18 protein-coding genes are annotated in these 20,175 nt (G+C 60.7%); 9 read left to right on the forward strand and 9 right to left on the reverse strand.

Translation table 11 applies throughout. The annotated features are described in order from the left end of the window. Nucleotides 1-99: 99 nt before the first annotated feature. The 5 genes from rsgA to KW838_RS13110 all read left to right on the forward strand — a co-directional run bounded on the left by rsgA (nt 100) and on the right by KW838_RS13110 (nt 4,161). Nucleotides 100-1,131: a small ribosomal subunit biogenesis GTPase RsgA gene (gene rsgA / locus KW838_RS13090; RefSeq protein WP_007978809.1), complete on the forward strand. Its 1,032-nt coding sequence runs from the start codon at nt 100-102 to the stop codon at nt 1,129-1,131. A gap of 198 nt (nt 1,132-1,329) precedes the next feature. Next, the gene (locus tag KW838_RS13095) at nt 1,330-1,737 is read left to right on the forward strand and encodes a TIR domain-containing protein (RefSeq protein ID WP_007978807.1); all 408 of its coding nucleotides are present in this window, start codon (nt 1,330-1,332) and stop codon (nt 1,735-1,737) included. Nucleotides 1,738-1,739: 2 nt separating this feature from the next. After that, nucleotides 1,740-2,699: a caspase family protein gene (locus tag KW838_RS13100; RefSeq protein ID WP_218501276.1), complete on the forward strand. Its 960-nt coding sequence runs from the start codon at nt 1,740-1,742 to the stop codon at nt 2,697-2,699. Further along, nucleotides 2,699-3,190 (forward strand): toll/interleukin-1 receptor domain-containing protein, encoded by a 492-nt coding sequence (locus KW838_RS13105; protein ID WP_218501277.1) that lies wholly within the window; start codon nt 2,699-2,701, stop codon nt 3,188-3,190. The genes KW838_RS13100 and KW838_RS13105 overlap by 1 nt, the downstream gene beginning before the upstream one ends. Nucleotides 3,191-3,726: 536 nt before the next feature. Continuing rightward, nucleotides 3,727-4,161 (forward strand): hypothetical protein, encoded by a 435-nt coding sequence (locus KW838_RS13110; RefSeq protein WP_102698652.1) that lies wholly within the window; start codon nt 3,727-3,729, stop codon nt 4,159-4,161. Between the two features lie 120 nt (nt 4,162-4,281). Here KW838_RS13110 and motB read toward each other — a convergent pair whose 3' ends face one another. Both motB and motA read right to left on the reverse strand, forming a co-directional pair. Continuing rightward, entirely contained in the window at nt 4,282-5,313 is a 1,032-nt protein-coding gene (motB, locus tag KW838_RS13115) for a flagellar motor protein MotB (RefSeq protein ID WP_102698651.1), read from the reverse strand. A 3-nt stretch (nt 5,314-5,316) separates the two neighbouring features. After that, nucleotides 5,317-6,168, reverse strand: a complete 852-nt coding sequence (gene motA / locus KW838_RS13120) for a flagellar motor stator protein MotA (RefSeq protein WP_046039800.1) — start codon at nt 6,166-6,168, stop codon at nt 5,317-5,319. A 167-nt stretch (nt 6,169-6,335) separates the two neighbouring features. Between motA and KW838_RS13125 the strand changes: the two genes are divergently transcribed. The 3 genes from KW838_RS13125 to asd are packed head-to-tail and all read left to right on the forward strand — an operon-like array spanning nt 6,336 to nt 9,611. Further along, nucleotides 6,336-7,874: an HDOD domain-containing protein gene (locus tag KW838_RS13125; RefSeq protein WP_218501278.1), complete on the forward strand. Its 1,539-nt coding sequence runs from the start codon at nt 6,336-6,338 to the stop codon at nt 7,872-7,874. A 42-nt stretch (nt 7,875-7,916) separates the two neighbouring features. Beyond that, nucleotides 7,917-8,732, forward strand: coding sequence for a rhodanese-like domain-containing protein (locus KW838_RS13130; protein ID WP_218501279.1), 816 nt, complete (start codon nt 7,917-7,919; stop codon nt 8,730-8,732). 18 nt (nt 8,733-8,750) lie between these two features. Further along, nucleotides 8,751-9,611, forward strand: coding sequence for an archaetidylserine decarboxylase (asd, locus tag KW838_RS13135; RefSeq protein WP_008048034.1), 861 nt, complete (start codon nt 8,751-8,753; stop codon nt 9,609-9,611). Nucleotides 9,612-9,733: 122 nt separating this feature from the next. Here the strand turns inward: asd and serB are convergent, their stop codons facing one another. Next, the gene (gene serB / locus KW838_RS13140) at nt 9,734-10,948 is read right to left on the reverse strand and encodes a phosphoserine phosphatase SerB (protein WP_007977477.1); all 1,215 of its coding nucleotides are present in this window, start codon (nt 10,946-10,948) and stop codon (nt 9,734-9,736) included. A 135-nt stretch (nt 10,949-11,083) separates the two neighbouring features. Between serB and KW838_RS13145 the strand changes: the two genes are divergently transcribed. Then, nucleotides 11,084-12,595, forward strand: coding sequence for an AhpA/YtjB family protein (locus KW838_RS13145; RefSeq protein ID WP_218501280.1), 1,512 nt, complete (start codon nt 11,084-11,086; stop codon nt 12,593-12,595). Between the two features lie 251 nt (nt 12,596-12,846). Here the strand turns inward: KW838_RS13145 and KW838_RS13150 are convergent, their stop codons facing one another. The 6 genes from KW838_RS13150 to KW838_RS13175 all read right to left on the reverse strand — a co-directional run bounded on the left by KW838_RS13150 (nt 12,847) and on the right by KW838_RS13175 (nt 20,084). Next, entirely contained in the window at nt 12,847-13,560 is a 714-nt protein-coding gene (locus KW838_RS13150) for a membrane integrity-associated transporter subunit PqiC (protein ID WP_102698648.1), read from the reverse strand. A gap of 175 nt (nt 13,561-13,735) precedes the next feature. Beyond that, nucleotides 13,736-16,003, reverse strand: a complete 2,268-nt coding sequence (parC, locus tag KW838_RS13155; protein WP_102698647.1) for a DNA topoisomerase IV subunit A — start codon at nt 16,001-16,003, stop codon at nt 13,736-13,738. 7 nt (nt 16,004-16,010) lie between these two features. After that, entirely contained in the window at nt 16,011-16,535 is a 525-nt protein-coding gene (locus tag KW838_RS13160) for a TIGR02281 family clan AA aspartic protease (protein WP_102698646.1), read from the reverse strand. Continuing rightward, nucleotides 16,532-17,521, reverse strand: coding sequence for an esterase-like activity of phytase family protein (locus tag KW838_RS13165; RefSeq protein ID WP_218501281.1), 990 nt, complete (start codon nt 17,519-17,521; stop codon nt 16,532-16,534). The genes KW838_RS13160 and KW838_RS13165 overlap by 4 nt, the downstream gene beginning before the upstream one ends. Continuing rightward, nucleotides 17,521-19,425 (reverse strand): DNA topoisomerase IV subunit B, encoded by a 1,905-nt coding sequence (gene parE / locus KW838_RS13170; RefSeq protein ID WP_007977465.1) that lies wholly within the window; start codon nt 19,423-19,425, stop codon nt 17,521-17,523. The genes KW838_RS13165 and parE overlap by 1 nt, the downstream gene beginning before the upstream one ends. Nucleotides 19,426-19,475: 50 nt before the next feature. Further along, nucleotides 19,476-20,084 carry a YqiA/YcfP family alpha/beta fold hydrolase gene (locus KW838_RS13175; RefSeq protein WP_007977463.1) on the reverse strand — a complete coding sequence of 203 codons (609 nt, stop codon included), beginning with the start codon at nt 20,082-20,084 and terminating at the stop codon, nt 19,476-19,478. Nucleotides 20,085-20,175 lie beyond the last annotated feature (91 nt).

A 20,175-nucleotide genomic window follows, 5' to 3' on the forward strand; every position in this document is an offset into this window, starting at 1 on the left:
TCCTAAGCAATGCTGCGCAGTTTAGCCTAGGCCGGTGGCCGGGCGTGCTAAACTCGCGGCCGTTTTACCTAATCGCTGCATTCTTTATACGGAACACCCATGGCCAAACGCCAACTCAATCGCCGCCAAAACTGGCGCATCGAAAAGATTCAGGGCGAACGCGCTGCCCGCGCCGCCAAACGCGAGTCCTCGGCTGTCGAGGCACTTGAGGGCGGCGATCTGGGCCCGGAACAGCACGGCCTGGTAATCGCGCACTTCGGTGTGCAGGTCGAGGTCGAGGCCCGCGACGGCGAGCTCGCCGGCCAGGTGTTCCGTTGCCACCTGCGCGCGAACCTGCCGGCGCTGGTGACCGGCGATCAGGTGGTGTGGCGCGCCGGCAACCAGGGCATCGGCGTGATCGTGGCGCAACTGCCGCGCAACACCGAGCTGTGCCGCCCGGACAGCCGTGGTCAGCTCAAGCCGGTGGCGGCCAACGTCGACATGATCGTCATCGTGTTTGCACCGCTGCCCGAGCCCCACGCCAACCTGATCGACCGCTACCTGGTGGCGGCCGAACATGCGGGCATCAAGCCGCTGCTGCTGCTGAACAAATTCGACCTGATCGACGAAAACAACGCCCCTGCGCTGAATGCCTTGCTCGCCGTATACCGCACCCTCGGTTACCCGGTGCTGGAAGTGTCGGCGCATCACGGTAACGGTATGGAACAATTGCAGACGCAACTGGACGGACGCATCAGCGTGTTCGTCGGCCAGTCCGGTGTCGGCAAGTCGTCGCTGGTCAACAGCCTGCTGCCGGATGTCGAGACCCGCGTCGGCCCGCTGTCCGAGCTGTCCGGCCAGGGCACCCACACCACCACTACCGCGCGGCTCTTCCACTTCCCCGGCGGCGGTGAGTTGATCGACTCCCCGGGTATCCGCGAATTCGGCCTGGGTCACGTCAGCCGTGCCGACGTCGAAGCCGGCTTCATCGAGTTCAACGACCTGCTGGGCACCTGCCGCTTCCGCGACTGCAAGCATGACCGCGAACCCGGTTGCGCCCTGCTCAAGGCCCTTGAGGATGGCCGCGTGCAGCAGCAACGGATGAACAGCTACCGCTCGATCATCGCCAGCCTGCCGGAAAACGGCTACTAAACAGACGTGCCGACCGCCCGGTTTTACGCGGGGTGGTCGGCGCCTGGAACTTCCCCCGCTTAAACATCAGACCTTTCTGTAAGACGTGCGCACGCTCGCTTGTAGGGCATTTCTCTTTCCGCGCCGACCTCTTGTAGCCGCCCTGTAATCGCCTAGTTTCAAACCCTCTTCGCACTCCAGCGACACCGAGGGACACCCATGCAAACCTACCATCTGTTCATCAGCCACTCGTGGAACTACTCCGACGCCCACGACAATCTCGTGCGCCTGCTCAACGCCAAGCCCGGCTTCACCTACAAGAATTTTTCGGTGCCGCCGGACAACCCGATTGTCGGCGCGAAAACCGACAAACAACTTGAGGAGGCCATCGAAAACAAGATCCGTCCGTGTTCGGCGGTATTGATCATGGCCGGGATGTATTCCACCTACAGCAAGTGGATCAACAAGGAAATCGAGATCGCCAAGCGCATGGGCAAGGTGATCATTGCGATCAAGCCGTTCGGCGCCGAGCGGATTTCCACGGTAGTGCGTGAGGCGGCACATGCCGAGTGTGCCTGGAACACCAACAGCATCATCAGCGCCATTCGCCAGCATACGGCGGTGTAACCATGCGCAAGGGACTGTTTATCGGCATCAACGACTACACCCACGTTTCGCGCCTGAGCGGTTGCAGCAATGACGCCATGGCCATGGCTTCCGTGCTGAAGACCGACGCCAATGGCGATCCGAACTTCAAGAACATCGTGCTGACCTCCGCCGAGGACTACCTGAGCCGGGAAAAGCTCGAAGACCAGATTCGCGAACTGTTTTCCGGGGACTGCAATGTCGCGCTGCTGTATTTCGCCGGCCACGGCAGCTTCGACACCGACACCGACGAAGGCATGTTGATCCCCCAGGATTACAAGAGCGCCAAGGACGGGATTCGCCTCAGCGACATTCTCAACTGGGCGAGCAAGGCCACGAAGATCAAAAACAAAGTGATCATCCTCGATTGCTGTCAGAGCGGCTCGGCCGGCGAACTGCGCGCCTTGCGCAGCGAGGGCAGTGTGGTCGGCGAAGGCATGACCATCCTGACCGCCTGTAAAAAGGAAGAGCCGGCGATGGAGGGCGCGCAACACGGCGTGTTCACTGGACTGTTGCTCCAGGCCCTGCACGGCGGAGCAGCGAACATCCTGGGCAAGATCACACCCGGCAGCCTCTATTCGTTTGTCGACAACGCCCTCGATGCCTGGGAACAGCGCCCGGTGTTCAAGACCAACGTCTCGCAGTTCATTTCCCTGCGCGAAGTGTCGCCGCTGATCCCCAAGGAGATCCTGCGCAAACTCCCCGAATGGTTTTCCGAAGCGGAGTCGGTGTACCCCCTCGCCCCCAGCTTTGAGCCCACCGAGCCTGAATTCAACCCGGAGCACGGCGACGTCTTCGCCCAGTTGCAAAAGTGCAACCGCCACAGCCTGGTCGAACCGGTGGACGCCGAGCATATGTACTACGCCGCCATCCACTCCACCGGCTGCCGCCTCACCGCCCTCGGCGCCTATTACCGCGAACTCGCGATCAAGGGACATTTCTGATGCCAGTGTTTATCAGCTACCGCCACATGGACCGCGCCTACGCGATCAACATCAACACCCGCCTGCTGCAGGCGAACATCAAGACCTACCTGGATGTGCTGGACCCCGAATCCCAGACCACCGACGACATCACCGGCGTGATCACCCGCAACATTAGTGAATGCACGCACCTGCTGGCAGTAGTCTCGGAGAAAACCGCGCTGTCCTGGTGGGTGCCGTTCGAAATCGGCGAGGCGACCATCACCAACCGACGCATCTGCTCGTTCAAGACCGGCCCGACCGAGCTGCCGCTGTACCTGGACAAATGGCCGAAGCTGACCAGCGACCGGGACATCGACTTCTTTATCGATGCCTATCGCAACGAAGCGACGCTCAAGCGCTCGATGTCGCTGGAATCGGTGACCGGCAGCGAGTCGGTGCGCAGCGTCAACAAATCCAATGCGGATCGCTTTCACGCCGAGCTCAAGTCCCGAATCATCCGTGGGTTCTGACGTCACTCTGCTCCCCGATCCGTCCTCTTGACCGGTCGGGGTTTCTCTCACCCATCATCTGTAGGAGCGAGCTTACTCGCGATGGAACCATAGGCAGCGCTTTTACCACGCTTATACGCGTCATCGTTAACTGAAGTTGATTGCTAGAGAGTCGCCTGAGAAACCAACAATCAATCGACTATTTAAAAGAAAAAACCTATCGTCAGATATGGTTTTTTTCCGCTCTTGCAAAACCAATTATTACTCCACGCCCAATTGGCGAACACACTTTCAGCACATTGCATGCTCCACCAACATCACTGAAAACCAGCAAACACCTCTCTGTTTATCGCCCTTCGATCTAAAGAACTGTCAACTATAACAGTAGATAAAGGAAAACAGCTCACCGACTATATCAGCAGAGGAATGCTGAGAACTTGAGAAGCCTGGGTGAATGAATTAACCCGGCTATTCATCGCGTTGTTTCTTCGTTGGCTACCAGCTTGGCTGCTTGAGTGGAGGCAGCCTGCCTGACAATCTCAACACGAGAAACCCATATGAACGTTAAAGATTTCGATAAGAAGTACAATGCGAAAAAAATGGACGGAGCGGTCCGTGCGTCAATGAAATTGGAGAATTTAGAAAAGCCATTCGACTTTCATTCTTTGTATGGCAGCCTCAGCTCCGAGCTCCGCTACATTAATGCTACATCCACGGATGGATATTTAATTTTATTTTTTATCCCGATTAGCTGGGGCAAAGGCAGCCATGTTTTAGAACCTCACTCAGAGGTTATTAAATTTGAGCCAGGCAAGGAAATCCCACCCGAAAGATTGTGGTATGCCCAGCGGGGGAAAATATCGATTACAGACAGTACCGATAACAACTTTCAAGGCACGTTTGTTTGTTATGAAAGTTCCGACACCACTAAGGAGAGGCCCGCATTAACAGAAGGAAAATTCAGGATCAACTTCAATTCAGCCGATAAATAGCCTGAATATTTTATAGCGTCCGCACTCACCCAGGCATCGCTCTCAGCTGTAAAAATGCCCGTATCGCTAGATACGGGCATTTTGTCGTTACGCGAGATCCATGACAGGGAAATCAGGGCGTCACGGCCGGGCGCCAGACTCACCCGGCTTCGGCGCTGGATCATCGAACAGGTTCAACCGTTCGCGCAGTTCGTGAGCCGGCAGCGGCTCCTTGTCCGCCGGCAACGCATTTGGATCGACCGGTGTGGCCGGCGCGCCGTCCGGAGCAGTCGAACCTTGCGGTGCATCGGGAGCTGGCTCCGCGCCTTGCGAACCTTCGATGGCACGCTGGGCTTTCTTGGTCAGGACCACGATGTCGATACGGCGGTTCACCGGGTTGAACGGATGCTCGCGATCAAACAACGCCGACGAGGCATAACCGACCACGCGCGCCACCTGTGCATCCGGATAGCTGCCCGCCACCAGCGCACGCCGTGCGGCGTTGGCACGGTTGGCCGAGAGTTCCCAGTTACCGAAATCACCGGTGCCGGTGTACGGCTTGGCATCGGTGTGACCGCTGATGCTGATCTTGTTCGGCACCGCCTTGATGGTGTCGGCCATGGCCAGCAGGATGTCTTCGAAATACGGCTTCAAGCGAGCTGAGCCCGAGTCGAACATCGGGCGGTTTTCCGCGTCCATGATCTGGATACGCAGGCCGTCCGGGGTAATTTCGAACAGGATCTGGTCCTTGAACTTCTGCAACTGCGGATTCTCATCAACTTTGTTCTGCAGTTCTTGCAGCAACAGTTCGAGACGTTCCTTTTCGACCTGCTCGGCCATGCCTTCGACCTGGTCGGTATCGATGGTGACCTTGTCCGGCTGCGGCTGGGACTTCACCTCAGGGTTGAGGGTGTTTTCCGGCGCCAGGGTCGGCGTGCCGCCCAGATCGATGATGTAAGGCGTGCCGCTTTCGGAAAAGCCGATCGGGTCCTTGAAGTAACCGGCGATGGCGATCTTCTGTTCCGGCGTGGCGGTGGAGAGCAGCCACAACACCAGGAAGAACGCCATCATCGCCGTGGCGAAGTCGGCGAAGGCGATTTTCCAGGCGCCCCCGTGATGCCCGCCGGCGTAGCGCTTGACGCGCTTGATGATTATCGGCTGGTTATTTTCCATTTCTTAACGACCACGAACCGCTTGTTCCAGCTCGGCGAAGCTTGGACGGTGCGCCGGGTACAGAACCTTGCGCCCGAACTCAACGGCCAGCGATGGCGGCATGCCGGAAGCCGAAGCCACCAGCGAAGCCTTGATGGCTTCGTAGACGTTCAGCTCTTCCTTGGCATCGTGGGCCAGGGAATGGGCCAGCGGGCCGAAGAAGCCATAGGCGGCGAGAATACCGAAGAAGGTACCGACCAGTGCCGCACCGACGTGCAGGCCGATGGACTTCTGGTCGCCCTCACCCAGCGAAGCCATGGTCACCACGATACCCAGTACCGCCGCGACGATACCGAAACCGGGCATGGCGTCGGCGATGCCGTTGACCGCGTGAGATGGGTGCTCCAGGTCTTCCTTGAGGCTGAACAGTTCCATGTCGAACAAGCCTTCCAGCTCGTGCGGGGCCATGTTGCCGGAGGACATGATGCGCAGGTAATCACAGATGAACGCGGTCATGCGCTCGTCCTTGAGGACCGTCGGGTACTTGGCGAAGATCGGGCTCGCGGCGGCATCTTCGATGTCGCCTTCGATGGCCATCATGCCTTCGCGGCGGCTCTTGTTGAGGATCTCGTAGATCAGGCCCAGCACTTCAAGGTAAAAGGCGTGGTTGAAACGCGAGCTGAACATGCCCAGGGACTTCTTGAGCACGTGCATCGTCATGTAGCCGGGGTTGGCCTGCAAGAATGCGCCGAGGGCTGCACCGCCAATAATCATGACCTCGAAAGGCTGGATCAGGGCGGCAATCTTGCCGTGGGAAAGCACGTATCCGCCGAGCACGCTCGCGAATACGACGATGATGCCGATAATTTTAGCCATAGGTTAGGAGAGCACTTACTGAGTCGGGTTCAAGGTCATATTCGGAAGTTAAAAAATCTCTTCTTCTACTTATCGGCAAAACTGCGCCAGACTATAGCCAGTTCAGGCGAAAAGCTAATTTGACCCCTTCCGGGCACAGGTATTGTTGACGATGATCGCCTCCCACCATGGTTAACGAAACGAACGTTCCAACACCAAAACCAACGACGCTCGAAGGCTGGGTCAAGCTGCTCGATGGCGTGCGCCTGCCGGTTCCGCAAGCCAGCCACGACCGGGTCTGCAAGGCCATCCGCGACAATCGCAGCTCGCTGCGCGATATCGCCGACCTCATGCAAGGCAGCCCCGCCCTGGCCTTGAGCGTGATTCGCGAAGCCAACCGACACACTCATGGTGGCATGACCGAGCCGGCGGAAAACCTCGAGATCGCGATCAATCGCCTCGGCCTGAAACGCACCGAAGAATTGCTCGCGCGGCTGCCCGCTGAACCCCAGTCCGAAATCCCCAAAGCCTTGCGTCAGCTGCAGATGATCAGCCAGCACGCCACGCAACAGGCCAATGGTTTTTTTGCCAGTCGCCTGGCGCGCCTGTGGCAGGACATCCACTGGGGCAGCCTGCTGTTTCTTTCGCCCCTGTGGCCTTTGGCGCTGACCCATCCAAAACTGCTCGAAGACTGGGAACTGCGGGTCATCCATAAAGGTGAGTCGGCACGTAAAGTCGAAAAGCAATTGTTTGGCGTACGCCTGCTGGACATCGGCCAGGCGCTGGTGGAGGTCTGGCGCTTGCCGATCTGGGTGCAACAGGGCTATCGCCTGTTGCTCACCGAGCAGCGGGAGCTGGTGAAAGTCCTGCGCATCGCCCGTGACAGCGAGCACCCGTTGCGCCAGCAGAACCGCCTCGATGACGATCCGACCCTGCGCCGCTGGCTCAATCAACCGGCCAATACGGTGCTGCTGGCCAACGGGCTGGCGCTGTCGGCACAACACGCCTGGGACAGCCCGCACAGTGAACGCTGGCAGTACCTGACCAGCCTTTACCTGCAAATGCCGATGGATGAGGTGCAACAACAACTGCACCAGCAAGCCGCCAACAGCGCGCGCCATCACGCCATGCCCGACCTCTGGCACCCCGCCGAATCGCTGATCTGGCCGTGGGGCATGAACCGTGTCCACTCAGGCTTGCTACCGGCCGCGGCCCCCACTGCCGAAGATCTGGCGAAATGGCGCAAGCAATGCGCCGAATTGCTGGCCGAGCCGAGTCGTTTCACCAACGCCATGCACCTGACCATCGCCGCCCGGGACGCCCTTGCAGCCTGCGGCATGCGTCGGGTGATGATCCTGATGGCCGACCGTACCCATGCCAACCTGCGCGTGCACCAGACGGCCGGCCTGCCGAAGGAAACGGCCGGGCTGAACTTCGTGGTCAGCCAGAGCAACGTATTGCAACGCCTGCTCGCGCAACAGGCCCAGGTCCGCCTGACGCCGGCCAACAACGCGCAATTCTCGGCCCTGCTGCCCAACAGCCTGCGCTCACAGTTCAGCGGCGAACACCTGCTGCTGCGCTCGCTGGTCAACAATGGCCGGGTGATCATGATCGTCGTGGCGGATCAGGGCGGCGGGCCGTTTTCGGAAGTTTCCGTACAGGCCTTCGGCAAAACCGCGCAGTGCATCGAGAAAGCCCTGCACAGCTTTAGCCACCGTGGCCAATAAGGCTGCGCTACAATCCTCCCTTTTGTGCTCTGGAGACCTCACATGTCTGACTTCTCTGGCTTGCCGCTGGTGATCGAGCCGAGCGACTTGCTCCCTCGCCTCGACGCCCGCGAACTGATTCTGGTGGACTTGACCAGTCCCGCCCGCTACGCCGAGGGACACATTCCCGGCGCGCGTTTTGTCGATCCGAAACGCACGCAGCTGGGGCAGGCACCCGCCCCGGGACTGATGCCCCCGCAGGCAGCACTCGAAACGCTGTTTGGCGAGCTGGGACACAATCCCGATGCGGTCTACGTGGTGTATGACGACGAAGGCGGCGGTTGGGCCGGACGCTTTATCTGGCTGCTGGATGTCATCGGCCACAGCCAGTACCACTATGTCGACGGCGGCCTGACGGCCTGGCTGGCAGAAGGCTTGCCCATGTCGATCCAGATCCCGCCAGCCGTGGGCGGCCCGGTTTCTCTGACCCTGCACGATGAACCCACCGCCACCCGTGAATACCTGCAAAGCCGCCTCGGCGCCGCCGACCTGGCCATCTGGGACGCACGCGGGCCGCTGGAGTATTCCGGCGAGAAGGTCCTGGCGGCCAAGGGCGGGCACATTCCCGGCGCGGTCAATTTCGAATGGACCGCCGGCATGGATCGGGCACGCCAGTTGCGCATCCGCACCGACATGCCGCAGATCCTCGAACAACTCGGGATCAGCAAAGACAAAGAAGTGATTACCCACTGCCAGACCCACCACCGTTCTGGCTTCACCTATCTGGTGGCCAAGGCTCTCGGTTATCCGCGGGTCAAGGGCTACGCCGGCTCCTGGGGCGAATGGGGCAACCATCCCGATACCCCGGTAGAAATTTAAGATTTTTAAGGACTGTTAATGAACAAGCGTCTGTTTCTCCTCGGCCAGTACCTGCTGCCCCACAACTTGCTCTCGCGACTGGCCGGCTGCATCGCCGAATGCCGCGTGCGCTGGTTCAAGAATGCCTTTACCGCCTGGTTCGCCAAGCGCTATCAGGTCGACATGTCCCAAGCGCTGGTCGAAGACCTGACTGCCTACGAGCACTTCAACGCGTTCTTCACCCGCGCACTGAAAGACGGTGCCCGTCCGCTGGACGAAACACCGGGCGCGATCCTCAGCCCGGCCGACGGCGCGATCAGCCAGCTCGGCCCGATCGAGCACGGTCGTGTATTCCAGGCCAAGGGCCACAGCTTCAGCGTGCTGGAACTGTTGGGTGGCGATGCGGCGAACGCTGCGCCGTTCATGGGCGGTGACTTCGCGACCATCTACCTGTCGCCGAAGGACTACCACCGCGTGCACATGCCGCTGGCCGGCACCCTGCGCGAGATGGTCTACATCCCGGGTCGCCTGTTCTCGGTCAACCAGACCACCGCTGAAAACGTTCCGGAACTGTTCGCCCGCAACGAGCGCGTGGCGTGCATTTTCGACACCGAGCGCGGGCCGATGGCCGTGGTGCTGGTGGGTGCAATGATCGTGGCTTCGATTGAAACCGTCTGGGCCGGCCTGGTCACGCCGCCGAAGCGCGAGCTGAAAACCTTCCGCTACGACGAAGCCGCACGCGCGCCGATTCATCTGGAAAAAGGTGCGGAACTGGGTCGCTTCAAGCTGGGTTCGACCGCCGTCGTGCTGTTCGGGCCGGATCAGGTGAAGTGGGCTGAGGAAATGACTGCCGGTACAGCGGTGCAGATGGGTCAGGGCATGGGTTCGCCAAAGGCCTAAGGACCAAACTGTACCCCTGTGGGAGCGGGCTTGCTCGCGAAAGCGGACTTACAGTCAACATAGATGTTGAATATGATGACGCCTTCGCGAGCAAGCCCGCTCCCACATTTGTATCGGGTATATCAGAGCTGGCCGTCGCGATCGCGGAAGCCCAGCAGGTACAGCACGCCATCCAGGCCCAGCGTCGAAATGGCCTGCTTGGCCGACTGCTTGACCAGCGGCTTGGCGCGGAACGCCACGCCCAACCCGGCAATCGCCAGCATCGGCAGATCGTTGGCACCGTCGCCGACCGCAATGGTCTGCTCCAGGCGCAAGCCTTCCTTGTGTGCCAACTCCTTCAGCAAATCCGCCTTGCGCTGCGCATCGACAATCGGCTCGACCGCCACGCCAGTGACTTTGCCGTCGACCACTTCCAGTTCGTTGGCAAACACATAGTCGATACCCAGCTTGGCCTGCAATTGCTTGGCGAAGTAGGTGAAGCCGCCCGACAGGATCGCGGTCTTGTAGCCCAGGCGCTTGAGTTCGGCGAACAGGGTTTCGGCCCCTTCGGTCAGGCGCAACGAGGCACCGATGGAGTCCAGCACGCCAACGTCCAGACCTTTGAGCAAGGCCAGGCGCTCCTTGAAGCTGGCGCGAAAATCCAGCTCACCGGCCATCGCCCGCTCAGTGATTTCCGAAACCTTGTCACCCACGCCAGCCGCCTTGGCCAGTTCGTCGATCACTTCGGCTTCGATCAGGGTCGAGTCCATGTCGAACACCGCCAGGCGACGGTTGCGACGGAACAGCGAATCTTCCTGGAAGGCGATGTCGACGTTCAGTTCCTGGGCGACGCTGAGGAATTCGGCCCGCAGCGCCTGCGGATCAGCCGCCTCGCCACGCACGGAAAACTCGATGCAACCCTTGCCCTTGTCGGCCGGCGTGTCCAGTGGCATGCGCCCGGACAGACGATCGATGTGGTCAATGTTCAGACCATATTTGGCGGTGATCGAACTCACGGCCTGCAACTGCCCGGCTGTCACCTTGCGGGTCAACAGGGTCACGATGTGGCGCTTTTTGCCCTGGTTGCCGACCCACTGCTGGTAATCCTGTTCGGACACCGGTGTGAAACGCACCTGTTGATCGAGCTCGTAGCCCTTGAACAGGATGTCCTTGAGCACGGACTTGCCTTGCTCGGTGTCGGGAATTTCAACCAGGATGCCGAACGACAAGGTGTCGTGAATCACCGCCTGACCGATGTCGAGAATGTTCACACCACCCTGGGCCAGAACGCCGGTAATGGCCGCAGTCAGACCCGGACGGTCGACTCCCGTGATGTTTATCAGGACGATTTCGCGCAAGGCGCACCCCCGCAGGTGGAAAAAAACCGCATTCTACCCACTTTCGGTGACCATCGGGCACCGTGAGCGCTTTGACGGTCTAGGGCCTGTCGCTATACTGCGCGTCAACTTCACGGACAAAAGAGCCGAGCTCAAGTGAACCGGCCCACGCCAGTAAAAACCGATAACTTCTTCCTGCTGATCTTCCGGGCACTGCGCCACCGCCGTGTACCGATTGCATTGCGCATCGCCAGCCATAACGTGATCCTGGTCGCCCTGGCCCTGGTCATCTATGCCGGTGTGATGGGCCTGCAGTTCAAGCAGGCCATGCACGAGCAGGCGGATGCGCTGGGCGAAAGCCTGACGACGCAGACGGCCACTTCGGCCACGGAGCTGTTGGTGTCCAACGACATCCTCAGCCTCAATGTGCTGCTCAATAACCTGACCAAGAACAAGCTGGTGGCCCACGCCGCCATCTACAGTCCGGACAACCGCATCCTTGCCGAATCCGGCCAGCGTCCCAAGCATGGCCTGCTGGGCGAGGCCGAAGGCATGTACCAGAGCAAGATCACCTTCCAGGACGTGACCGCCGGGCAATTGCGTATCAGCCTGGACATGGACCAGTTCCAGCAGCCGATGACAATCAGCCTGCAAAGCATGGGCATCCTCAGCGCCATCCTGCTGGCCCTGTCTTTGGCCCTGAGCCTGCGCATGGGGCGTTATCTCTCGACGCCCCTGCTGCAATTGCGGGTGTGGCTGCGCAATATCGATGAATACACCCCGGCCACCGACCGCCAGGACGAAATCGGCGACCTGGCGCGTCAGCTGCACGCCAACTTCGCCCCGGAGCCTGCCCCTGTGCCGGAACCGGAATTCGACGACGTCGATGACGAGGCCGACCCGGCCTTCGAAGTCCGCAACCTGCGCGATCCGAGTTTCGACGAGAGCCGCCCGGTAGCGGCGCTCAAGCCAGCGCCACGGCAGATCGTCAGCACCGTCGAAGACGACGATGACGAAGACCCGTTCGCTGACCTGCGCGACGAGTCGCTGGACAGCCCCCCGCAACCGGTGATTCGCAAGGCCACGCCGAGCGTGCCGCAACACAGCGCGGTACTGGCGGTGCAACTGGGTTCCCAGGAGCAACTGCGACGCCTGCCGCGGGCACGCCTTGAAGAACTGCTGGAGCGCTATCGCGATTGCCTCGACCAGGCCGCATCGCTGTATCAAGGCGAAGTGGAGACCTTGAACGATGGCAGCACGCTGATGCTGTTCCACACCGAAGACAGCGGCGACGACTACCTGACCAATGCCATTTGCTGTGGCGAGTTGCTACGGGCCTTGGGCCACCAGCTGCAGATCGAAGTCGCGGACAGCGGCATCACCCTGCAATTGCAGCTGGGCCTGACCCTCGGCGACGAACTGTTCGGCCTGAGCCAGATCGACCTGCTGCTGACCGACTCCGCCCAGGACGCCCTGGCCCTGTCGCAGCACAGCCGCAACCTGCTGCTGGTGGAGCGCAAGATCAGTGACGACGCGTTGATCCGCCAGCGCGCACGGATCCGCCCGATTGCCAGCCCTGAAGGTGCATGCTGCGTAGAGCGGTTGATGGAGCCGTATCCATCGATGCTTGAACGGCAACTGGCGCGGATGCACGAACGCCGGGCTTAAACCTTAGGCCCGGCCACAATGAAGCCCGCAGATGAGTGATCGTCTGCGGGCTTTTTTGTTGTCTGTGCTGACGCCTTCGCGGGCAAGCCCGCTCCCACAGGTTCAGGGGTGTTCACATAATTTGTGTACGACGCGGACACTGTGGGAGCTGGCTTGCCAGCGAAGAGGCCGGAACTGACGCCAGATATTTCCAACCTGCAGAAACAACAAAGCCCGCATCAATGCGGGCTTTGTTTCAAATCCATCCAGGCTTAGAAGCGGAACACTTCCATATCCGTACGAATAGGCGCGGCCATCGGGATCTTCGGCTGCTTTTCCTGTTCTACCGCAGGTGCAGGCGCCTTGGCTGGCGCTTTACGCGGGACTTCGGCGATCGGTGGCTGATTGGCCAGTGGCTTGAGCGCCACCGACAATTCCGAGGCCAGGCGTTGCAACAACACGCCCTGTGCCTGGACCTGAGCCGCCGTACTACCGGCATGCTGTTCCTGCAAATGGATGATGCGATTATCACGGACCTGCCCGCGACGGTCGATCAGGCGCCATTGCGCATCGAGGATCGCGGGTTGTTTTTCACCCGAATCCAGGCGCGTGATGGTCAGCAGCACCTGAACGTCCGGGGTGAACCCCAATGTTGCCGGGGCCAGCACTACGCGCTGGCTGTCCAGGTGACCTGCGACCTGACGCAGTAGCAACTGATCGATATCCGACGAAAGGCTGCCGGCCCAACGACCGTCGGTCGATGCTTGCAAGCTGCCATCCGGCTGACGCTGCAACAGGGTTTCGCGCTGCAGGTAGTCGGCCACGGTGACCGGGCCCAACAATACCGCCATGCCCGCGTTCTGTGCAGGCTGAACCGGGTTTCCAGCGTCCAGCTGATACAGCGACACCGGTTGGTGAACGCTGCAACCCGCCAGGCCAAGAATGCCGGCGAGCATAAGAATAAAAGGAAGGCGCAGAGCAGTCATCGTCCCATCCAGGTGATCAATAAAAGGCTGATCACAGTGAAAATACTCAATAAATATGAATAACGCGCGGCAGTGCCGGCGCTTGAAAGGCCATATCATCCGTGAATATGCGTTCCGACTCCAGCGCAAAGCGCCGAACTACGGGTTAATTCGTAGTTCGGCGCTTCTATGTCGCCTAATTGAGGTTTTCGACGAGCAGCGCATCTACCCGCTGGAAGCCACGCGGCAACTTGTTGCCACGACGGCCACGTTCACCTTTGTAGTGTTCGAGGTCGTCCGCTTTCAGTGACAAGGTACGTTTCCCGGCCTGCAACACCAAGGTTGCACCGTCCGGCAATACGGCGATGTCCGTCACATACTCTTCGCGACTGGCCACTCGCTCACCGGGAATCCCGATGATCTTGTTGCCTTTGCCTTTACCTAATTGTGGCAGGTCGCTGATCTTGAAGATCAACAGGCGACCTTCGGTCGTCACCGATGCCAGCCAGTTCTGCTCACGATCGGCCACAGGACGCGGCAGCATGACCTTGGCGTTGTTCGGCAGGCTCAACAGGGCCTTGCCCGCCTTGTTCTTGGCTTGCAGGTCCTCGCCCTTGACCACGAAACCGTAGCCGGCGTCGGAGGCGATCACGTACAACGCATCGTCTTCGGGCATGAGCACGCATTCGAAACTCGCTCCCGGTGGCGGTGTCAGGCGACCGGTCAGCGGTTCGCCCTGGCCACGGGCCGACGGCAAGGTGTGGGCGGCCACCGAGTAACTGCGGCCGGTGGAGTCGATAAACACGGCAAACTGGTTGGAGCGCCCGGCGGCCAACGCCTTGAAACCGTCCCCGGCCTTGTAGGAAAGCCCGGTGGCATCGATCTCGTGGCCTTTGGCGGAACGAATCCAGCCTTTTTCCGACAGTACGACCGTCACTTTCTCGTTCGGCAGCAGATCGTGCTCGGTCAGGGCCTTGGCCTCGGCGCGCTCGACAATCGGCGAACGACGGTCGTCGCCGTAGGTTTCGGCGTCCTTGATCAGCTCGGTGCGTACCAGTTTCTTCAACTTGGCTTCGCTGCTCAGCAGGGCTTGCAGCTTGGCTTGTTCCTTGAGCAGTTCATCCTGCTCGGCACGCAGTTTCATTTCTTCCAGTCGCGCCAACTGACGCAAACGGGTATCGAGGATGTAGTCGGCCTGGATCTCGCTCAGGGCGAAGCGTTCGATCAGTTTGGCCCGTGGATGCTCCTCGGTACGGATGATGTGGATCACTTCATCCAGATTGAGGTAGGCAATCAGCAAACCGTCCAACAGGTGCAGGCGACGCTCGACCTTGTCGAGGCGGAATTGCAGGCGACGACGCACGGTCTGCACCCGGAACTCCAGCCATTCGACCAGCAACGCGCGCAGGTTTTTCAGCTGCGGCTTGCCGTCCAGGCCGATGATGTTGATGTTGACCCGGTAGCTCGACTCCAGCTCGGTGCTGGCGAACAGGTGCTGCATCAGCGCATCGTGGTCGAAGTTCTTGCGCGCCCCCGGAATGATCACGATCCGGCACGGGTTTTCATGGTCGGATTCGTCGCGCAGGTCGGCGATTTGCGGGGCCTTGGACGGCTTGGCCTGCATCATCGCGGCGATCTGTTCCAGCACCTTGGCGCCCGAGACCTGATGTGGCAACGCGGTGACGATGATGTCGCCGTCTTCGATGTGATACACGGCACGCATGCGCACCGAACCGCGACCGGTTTCGTAGATTTTCAGCAGGTCGGCGCGCGGGGTGATGATTTCCGCTTCGGTCGGGTAGTCCGGGCCCTGGATGTGCTCACAGAGCTGTTCGACCGTGGCCTTGGGCTCATCGAGCAAACGCACGCACGCCGTGGCGACTTCGCGCAGGTTGTGCGGCGGCACGTCGGTGGCCATGCCCACGGCGATGCCGGTGGTACCGTTGAGCAGGATGTTCGGCAAGCGGGCCGGCAGGACCAGCGGCTCGTCCAGCGTGCCGTCGAAGTTCGGCCCCCAGTCCGCCGTACCCTGGCCCAACTCGCTGAGCAGCACTTCGGAATAACGCGACAGCCGCGCTTCGGTGTAACGCATGGCGGCGAAGGACTTGGGATCATCCGGCGCACCCCAGTTGCCCTGGCCGTCGACCAGCGTGTAGCGATAGCTGAACGGCTGGGCCATCAGGACCATGGCTTCGTAGCAGGCCGAGTCCCCGTGGGGGTGAAACTTACCGAGCACGTCACCGACGGTACGCGCCGACTTCTTGTGCTTGGAATCGGCGTCCAGCCCCAGCTCGCTCATGGCGTAGACGATACGCCGCTGTACCGGTTTCAGACCGTCGCCGATATGCGGCAAGGCACGGTCCATGATCACGTACATGGAGTAGTTGAGGTAGGCATTTTCGGTGAAGTCAGCCAGTGACCGGCGTTCTACACCGTCCAGGCTGAGATCAAGGGAGTCGCTCATGCGGGCCTCATCGGTTCGTTGTCTGGCGCAGCAGCATGGTGCCACCGCGCTGGGTAAATTCAAGTTTGTTCAGTGCGCTCATGCCGAGCAACACCTGATCGCCATGCAGCCCCGGAGCCACCAGTGCGCGTACATCCCGCAGCACGATGTCGCCCAGTTGCAGCCGTTCAATACGGGTGCGATAGCCCTGGCTCAGGCCATTGGCCGTGCTCAGGGTCACGCCGAATCCTTCTTCGAGCTTCAAACGCTTGGCCAGGTCCGCCGGAATCGACACATCGGTCGCCCCGGTGTCGAGCATGAAGTCCACCGGCTGGCCGTTGATCTGGCCGCTGGCAACAAAATGCCCCTGCGCATTGCTGACCAGTTTCACCTCGATGAAACCTTCGCCCTGCTCCGAGCTGACCACCACGTTCGGATTTTGCTGCCGCGCTTCCCACTGGCCGAAAAACCGCGTGGCCAGAAACAGCGCTGCGCACCAGGCCAGCACCATGAACACCCGGCCGATGCGCTGCCCCGGCGTTTGCTGCTTCACAGGCTGGCACTCCAGCCACCGTCCGGCGCCGCGAAACGCCAGACCACCGGACGCACTTCACCATCGGCGCGCGCACCGAAGTTGTTGTCGACACCGATCCAGGCACCCTCGGCGTCCACGATCAACGCTTCTTCCAACCCGTAGTCCTGTGGATAACGACGGTTTTCCTGCAACAACTCGGCGGCGTACGACCAGCAGCGCTCGACCCTGGCCGTCTGCGGATCCCGGCGACAAATCTGATAGGCGTTGCGTTCAAGGGTGAACAGCTTGCCGTTGAACAGCGACAGGTCAGAGAAATCCCGCGAGACAGCTCTGGCGTGGGGAAACTGCTCGGGTTGCATTTCCATGCCCGCCTCGCTCAGCAGCACGCAGCCACCGTCGCAATCCCACATCGTCTGCTTGCGTTTGATCATCAGCAACCCGCGGCCTTTACGCTCGGCGGCGAGCCACATCTGATCGCCCGCCGGATTGACCGCCAGCCCTTCGAACAGTGCATTGAATTGCAACAGCAAACCTCTGGCCCGCGCCTCGCGAACCATCATCGGCGAAATTTTCAGCCAGGTAGCAGGCCCCGTTGGCGGCACTTGCAAGACAGCGGCATGGCCTTCGCTGACGATGTAGCGATTGCCGGCGCTGTCGCAGCTAATGCCTTCGAAGTCCAGATCGCCACCACGCACGAACGAAGCCCCCCAGACGCGAGACTTCAGCCCCCAGGGCAAACCGCTGTCAGGCACCGGCGGTACATCAATGTGCACCGTTTGTGCCTGCCACACGGATTCGCGGGTATCGAGGCGGTAGATCTGATCATCGTCGCGGTCGGAAACTGCCCACAGGTCATTGCCGCACTGCGCCAGCCCGGACAGGTTGCCACCGCGCATGCCGTCGACGACATGCCCGGACAACACGCGCAGTTGTGGCGCCGGCTCGGCAGATACCGTAATCGACGTCAGCAGCAACGCACAGGCCAGGGCAAAGCCCAGACGCATCAGCCCAGCACCTCGGCCAGGTTGCCCTTGGACTCCAGCCAGGTCTTGCGGTCACCGGCGCGTTTCTTCGCCAGCAGCATGTCCATCATTTCCGAGGTCGCCTCGAAATCTTCCAGGGTCAACTGCACCAGACGCCGAGTGTTCGGGTCCATGGTGGTTTCACGTAGCTGCGGCGGGTTCATTTCACCCAGCCCCTTGAATCGGGTGACCTGTGGTTTGCCGCGTTTCTTCTCGGCAACCAGACGATCGAGGATGCCGTCGCGTTCGGCTTCATCCAGGGCGTAGTAGATTTCCTTGCCCAGGTCGATGCGGTACAGCGGCGGCATGGCCACGTAGACGTGACCGGCATCCACCAGCGGGCGGAAGTGCTGGACGAACAAGGCACACAGCAAGGTCGCGATGTGCAGGCCGTCGGAGTCGGCGTCGGCGAGGATGCAGATCTTGCCGTAGCGCAGCTGGCTCATGTCGGCAGCGCCCGGATCGACACCGATCGCCACGGCGATGTTGTGCACTTCCTGGCTGGCCAGCACTTCGCTGCCGTCGACTTCCCAGGTGTTGAGGATCTTGCCGCGCAACGGCAGGATCGCCTGGAACTCTTTGTCCCGCGCCTGCTTGGCCGAGCCGCCGGCGGAATCACCTTCCACCAGGAACAGCTCGGAACGCATCGGGTCCTGCCCGGCACAGTCGGCCAGCTTGCCCGGCAGCGCCGGGCCCTGGGTAATGCGTTTGCGCTCGACCTTCTTGCTGGCCTTGAGGCGACGGCCGGCGTTGTTGATCGCCAGTTCCGCCAGCAGCATGCCGGTTTCCGGGTGGGCGTTGAGCCACAGGCTGAACGCATCCTTGACCACACCGGAAACAAACGCCGCCGCTTCACGGGACGACAGGCGCTCCTTGGTCTGGCCGGAGAATTGCGGCTCCTGCATCTTCATCGACAGTACGAAGGCGATACGTTCCCAGACGTCTTCCGGCGCCAGCTTCACGCCGCGCGGCAACAGGCTGCGGAATTCGCAGAACTCGCGCATGGCGTCGAGCAGGCCTTGGCGCAAGCCGTTGACGTGGGTACCACCCTGGGCGGTCGGGATCAGGTTGACGTAGCTTTCCTGTACCGCGTCGCCACCTTCGGGCAGCCACAGCAGCGCCCAATCCACCGCTTCCTTATTACCGGCCAGGCTGCCGCAGAACGGCTCGTCCGGCAGGCGCTCGAATTCGCTGACCGCGTCCACCAGGTAGGAACGCAGGCCGTCTTCGTAATGCCATTCGACTTTTTCGCCGGTGGCTTTGTCTTCAAAACTGACCAGCAGCCCCGGGCACAACACGGCCTTGGCCTTGAGCACGTGCTTGAGGCGGCTGATGGAAAACTTGGGAGAGTCGAAGTATTTCGGATCCGGTGCGAAGAACACACTGGTGCCGGTGTTGCGTTTGCCGACAGTGCCGACGATCTCCAGCTCGGTGGCCTTGTAGCCATCCTTGAAGGTCATCTGGTACTCGTTGCCGTCACGCTTGACCCGCACCCGCACTTCGGTGGACAAGGCGTTGACCACGGAAATACCCACCCCGTGCAAACCGCCGGAGAACTGGTAGTTCTTGTTGGAAAACTTGCCCCCGGCATGAAGCTTGGTGAGGATCAACTCGACGCCCGAAACACCTTCCTCGGGGTGAATGTCCACCGGCATGCCACGGCCGTCATCGCTGACTTCCAGGGAATGGTCGGCATGCAGGATCACCTGTACCGATGAGGCATGCCCGGCCAGGGCTTCGTCGACACTGTTGTCGATGACTTCCTGGGCAAGGTGGTTCGGCCGACTGGTGTCGGTGTACATGCCGGGGCGTTTGCGCACCGGGTCGAGGCCCGAGAGGACTTCGATGGCGTCGGCGTTATAAGAGCTAGCGCTGGGAGTGGCCATAGGGTCTCGTCGTCAGTGTTCGGTGAAAAAAGAATTCAAGGGGCTATCGCTCACAATGCGCTGAAATCGATTGCCTGATACAAATCGGCGCCGATGCCGGCAAAACTCAACATGGCCGGCAATCGCGTGGCAAAACCCTGGAAACTGTGGTCGCCGCCGGCCTGGATACGCAAGGCGCATGCCCGGTAATACTGCTGGGCGAGACGATAGTCCAACGTTTCGTCAGCTGTCTGCAACCATACCTGATAACGCTGCGGATCCCGGGGTGCCGGCACTTCCAGCTCGGCCAAGGCCGTCACGTGGTCGTGGGTCAATTCCCAGGCCTCTTCGGTATACAGGTTTTTCTGCGTCCCCAGATAGCCGTCGAACATCCGGTGCGGGCTGACGGCAGGGTTGATCAACAGGGCTTTCAAGCCATGGCGCTCGGCCAGGTGAGTCGCATAGTAGCCGCCGAGGGAGCTGCCGACCAGCAGTGGCCGCCCCAGTTCGGCAATCGCCTGCTCCAGCTGCTCGATAGCCTGGCGCGGGTGGTGGTGCAATGCCGGAACGCGCAACTGTTCGCTCAGGCCCAGACGTTCCATCACCTCGACCAACTGGCAGGCCTTCTTCGACAACGGCGAGCTGTTGAAGCCGTGGATATAAAGGATCGAACCGGACATTTGAGTTCCCTGTGCGTCGGCTAAAGAGGCGGAGTTTACAGGGACTCTGGGGAATCGGGGATATCCGCGAAATTCGAGGTGTCTTTGAAGA

It is taken from the genome of Pseudomonas sp. PDM27, assembly GCF_019219205.1.
GTDB classification, from domain to species: Bacteria; Pseudomonadota; Gammaproteobacteria; order Pseudomonadales; family Pseudomonadaceae; genus Aquipseudomonas; species Aquipseudomonas laurylsulfatiphila.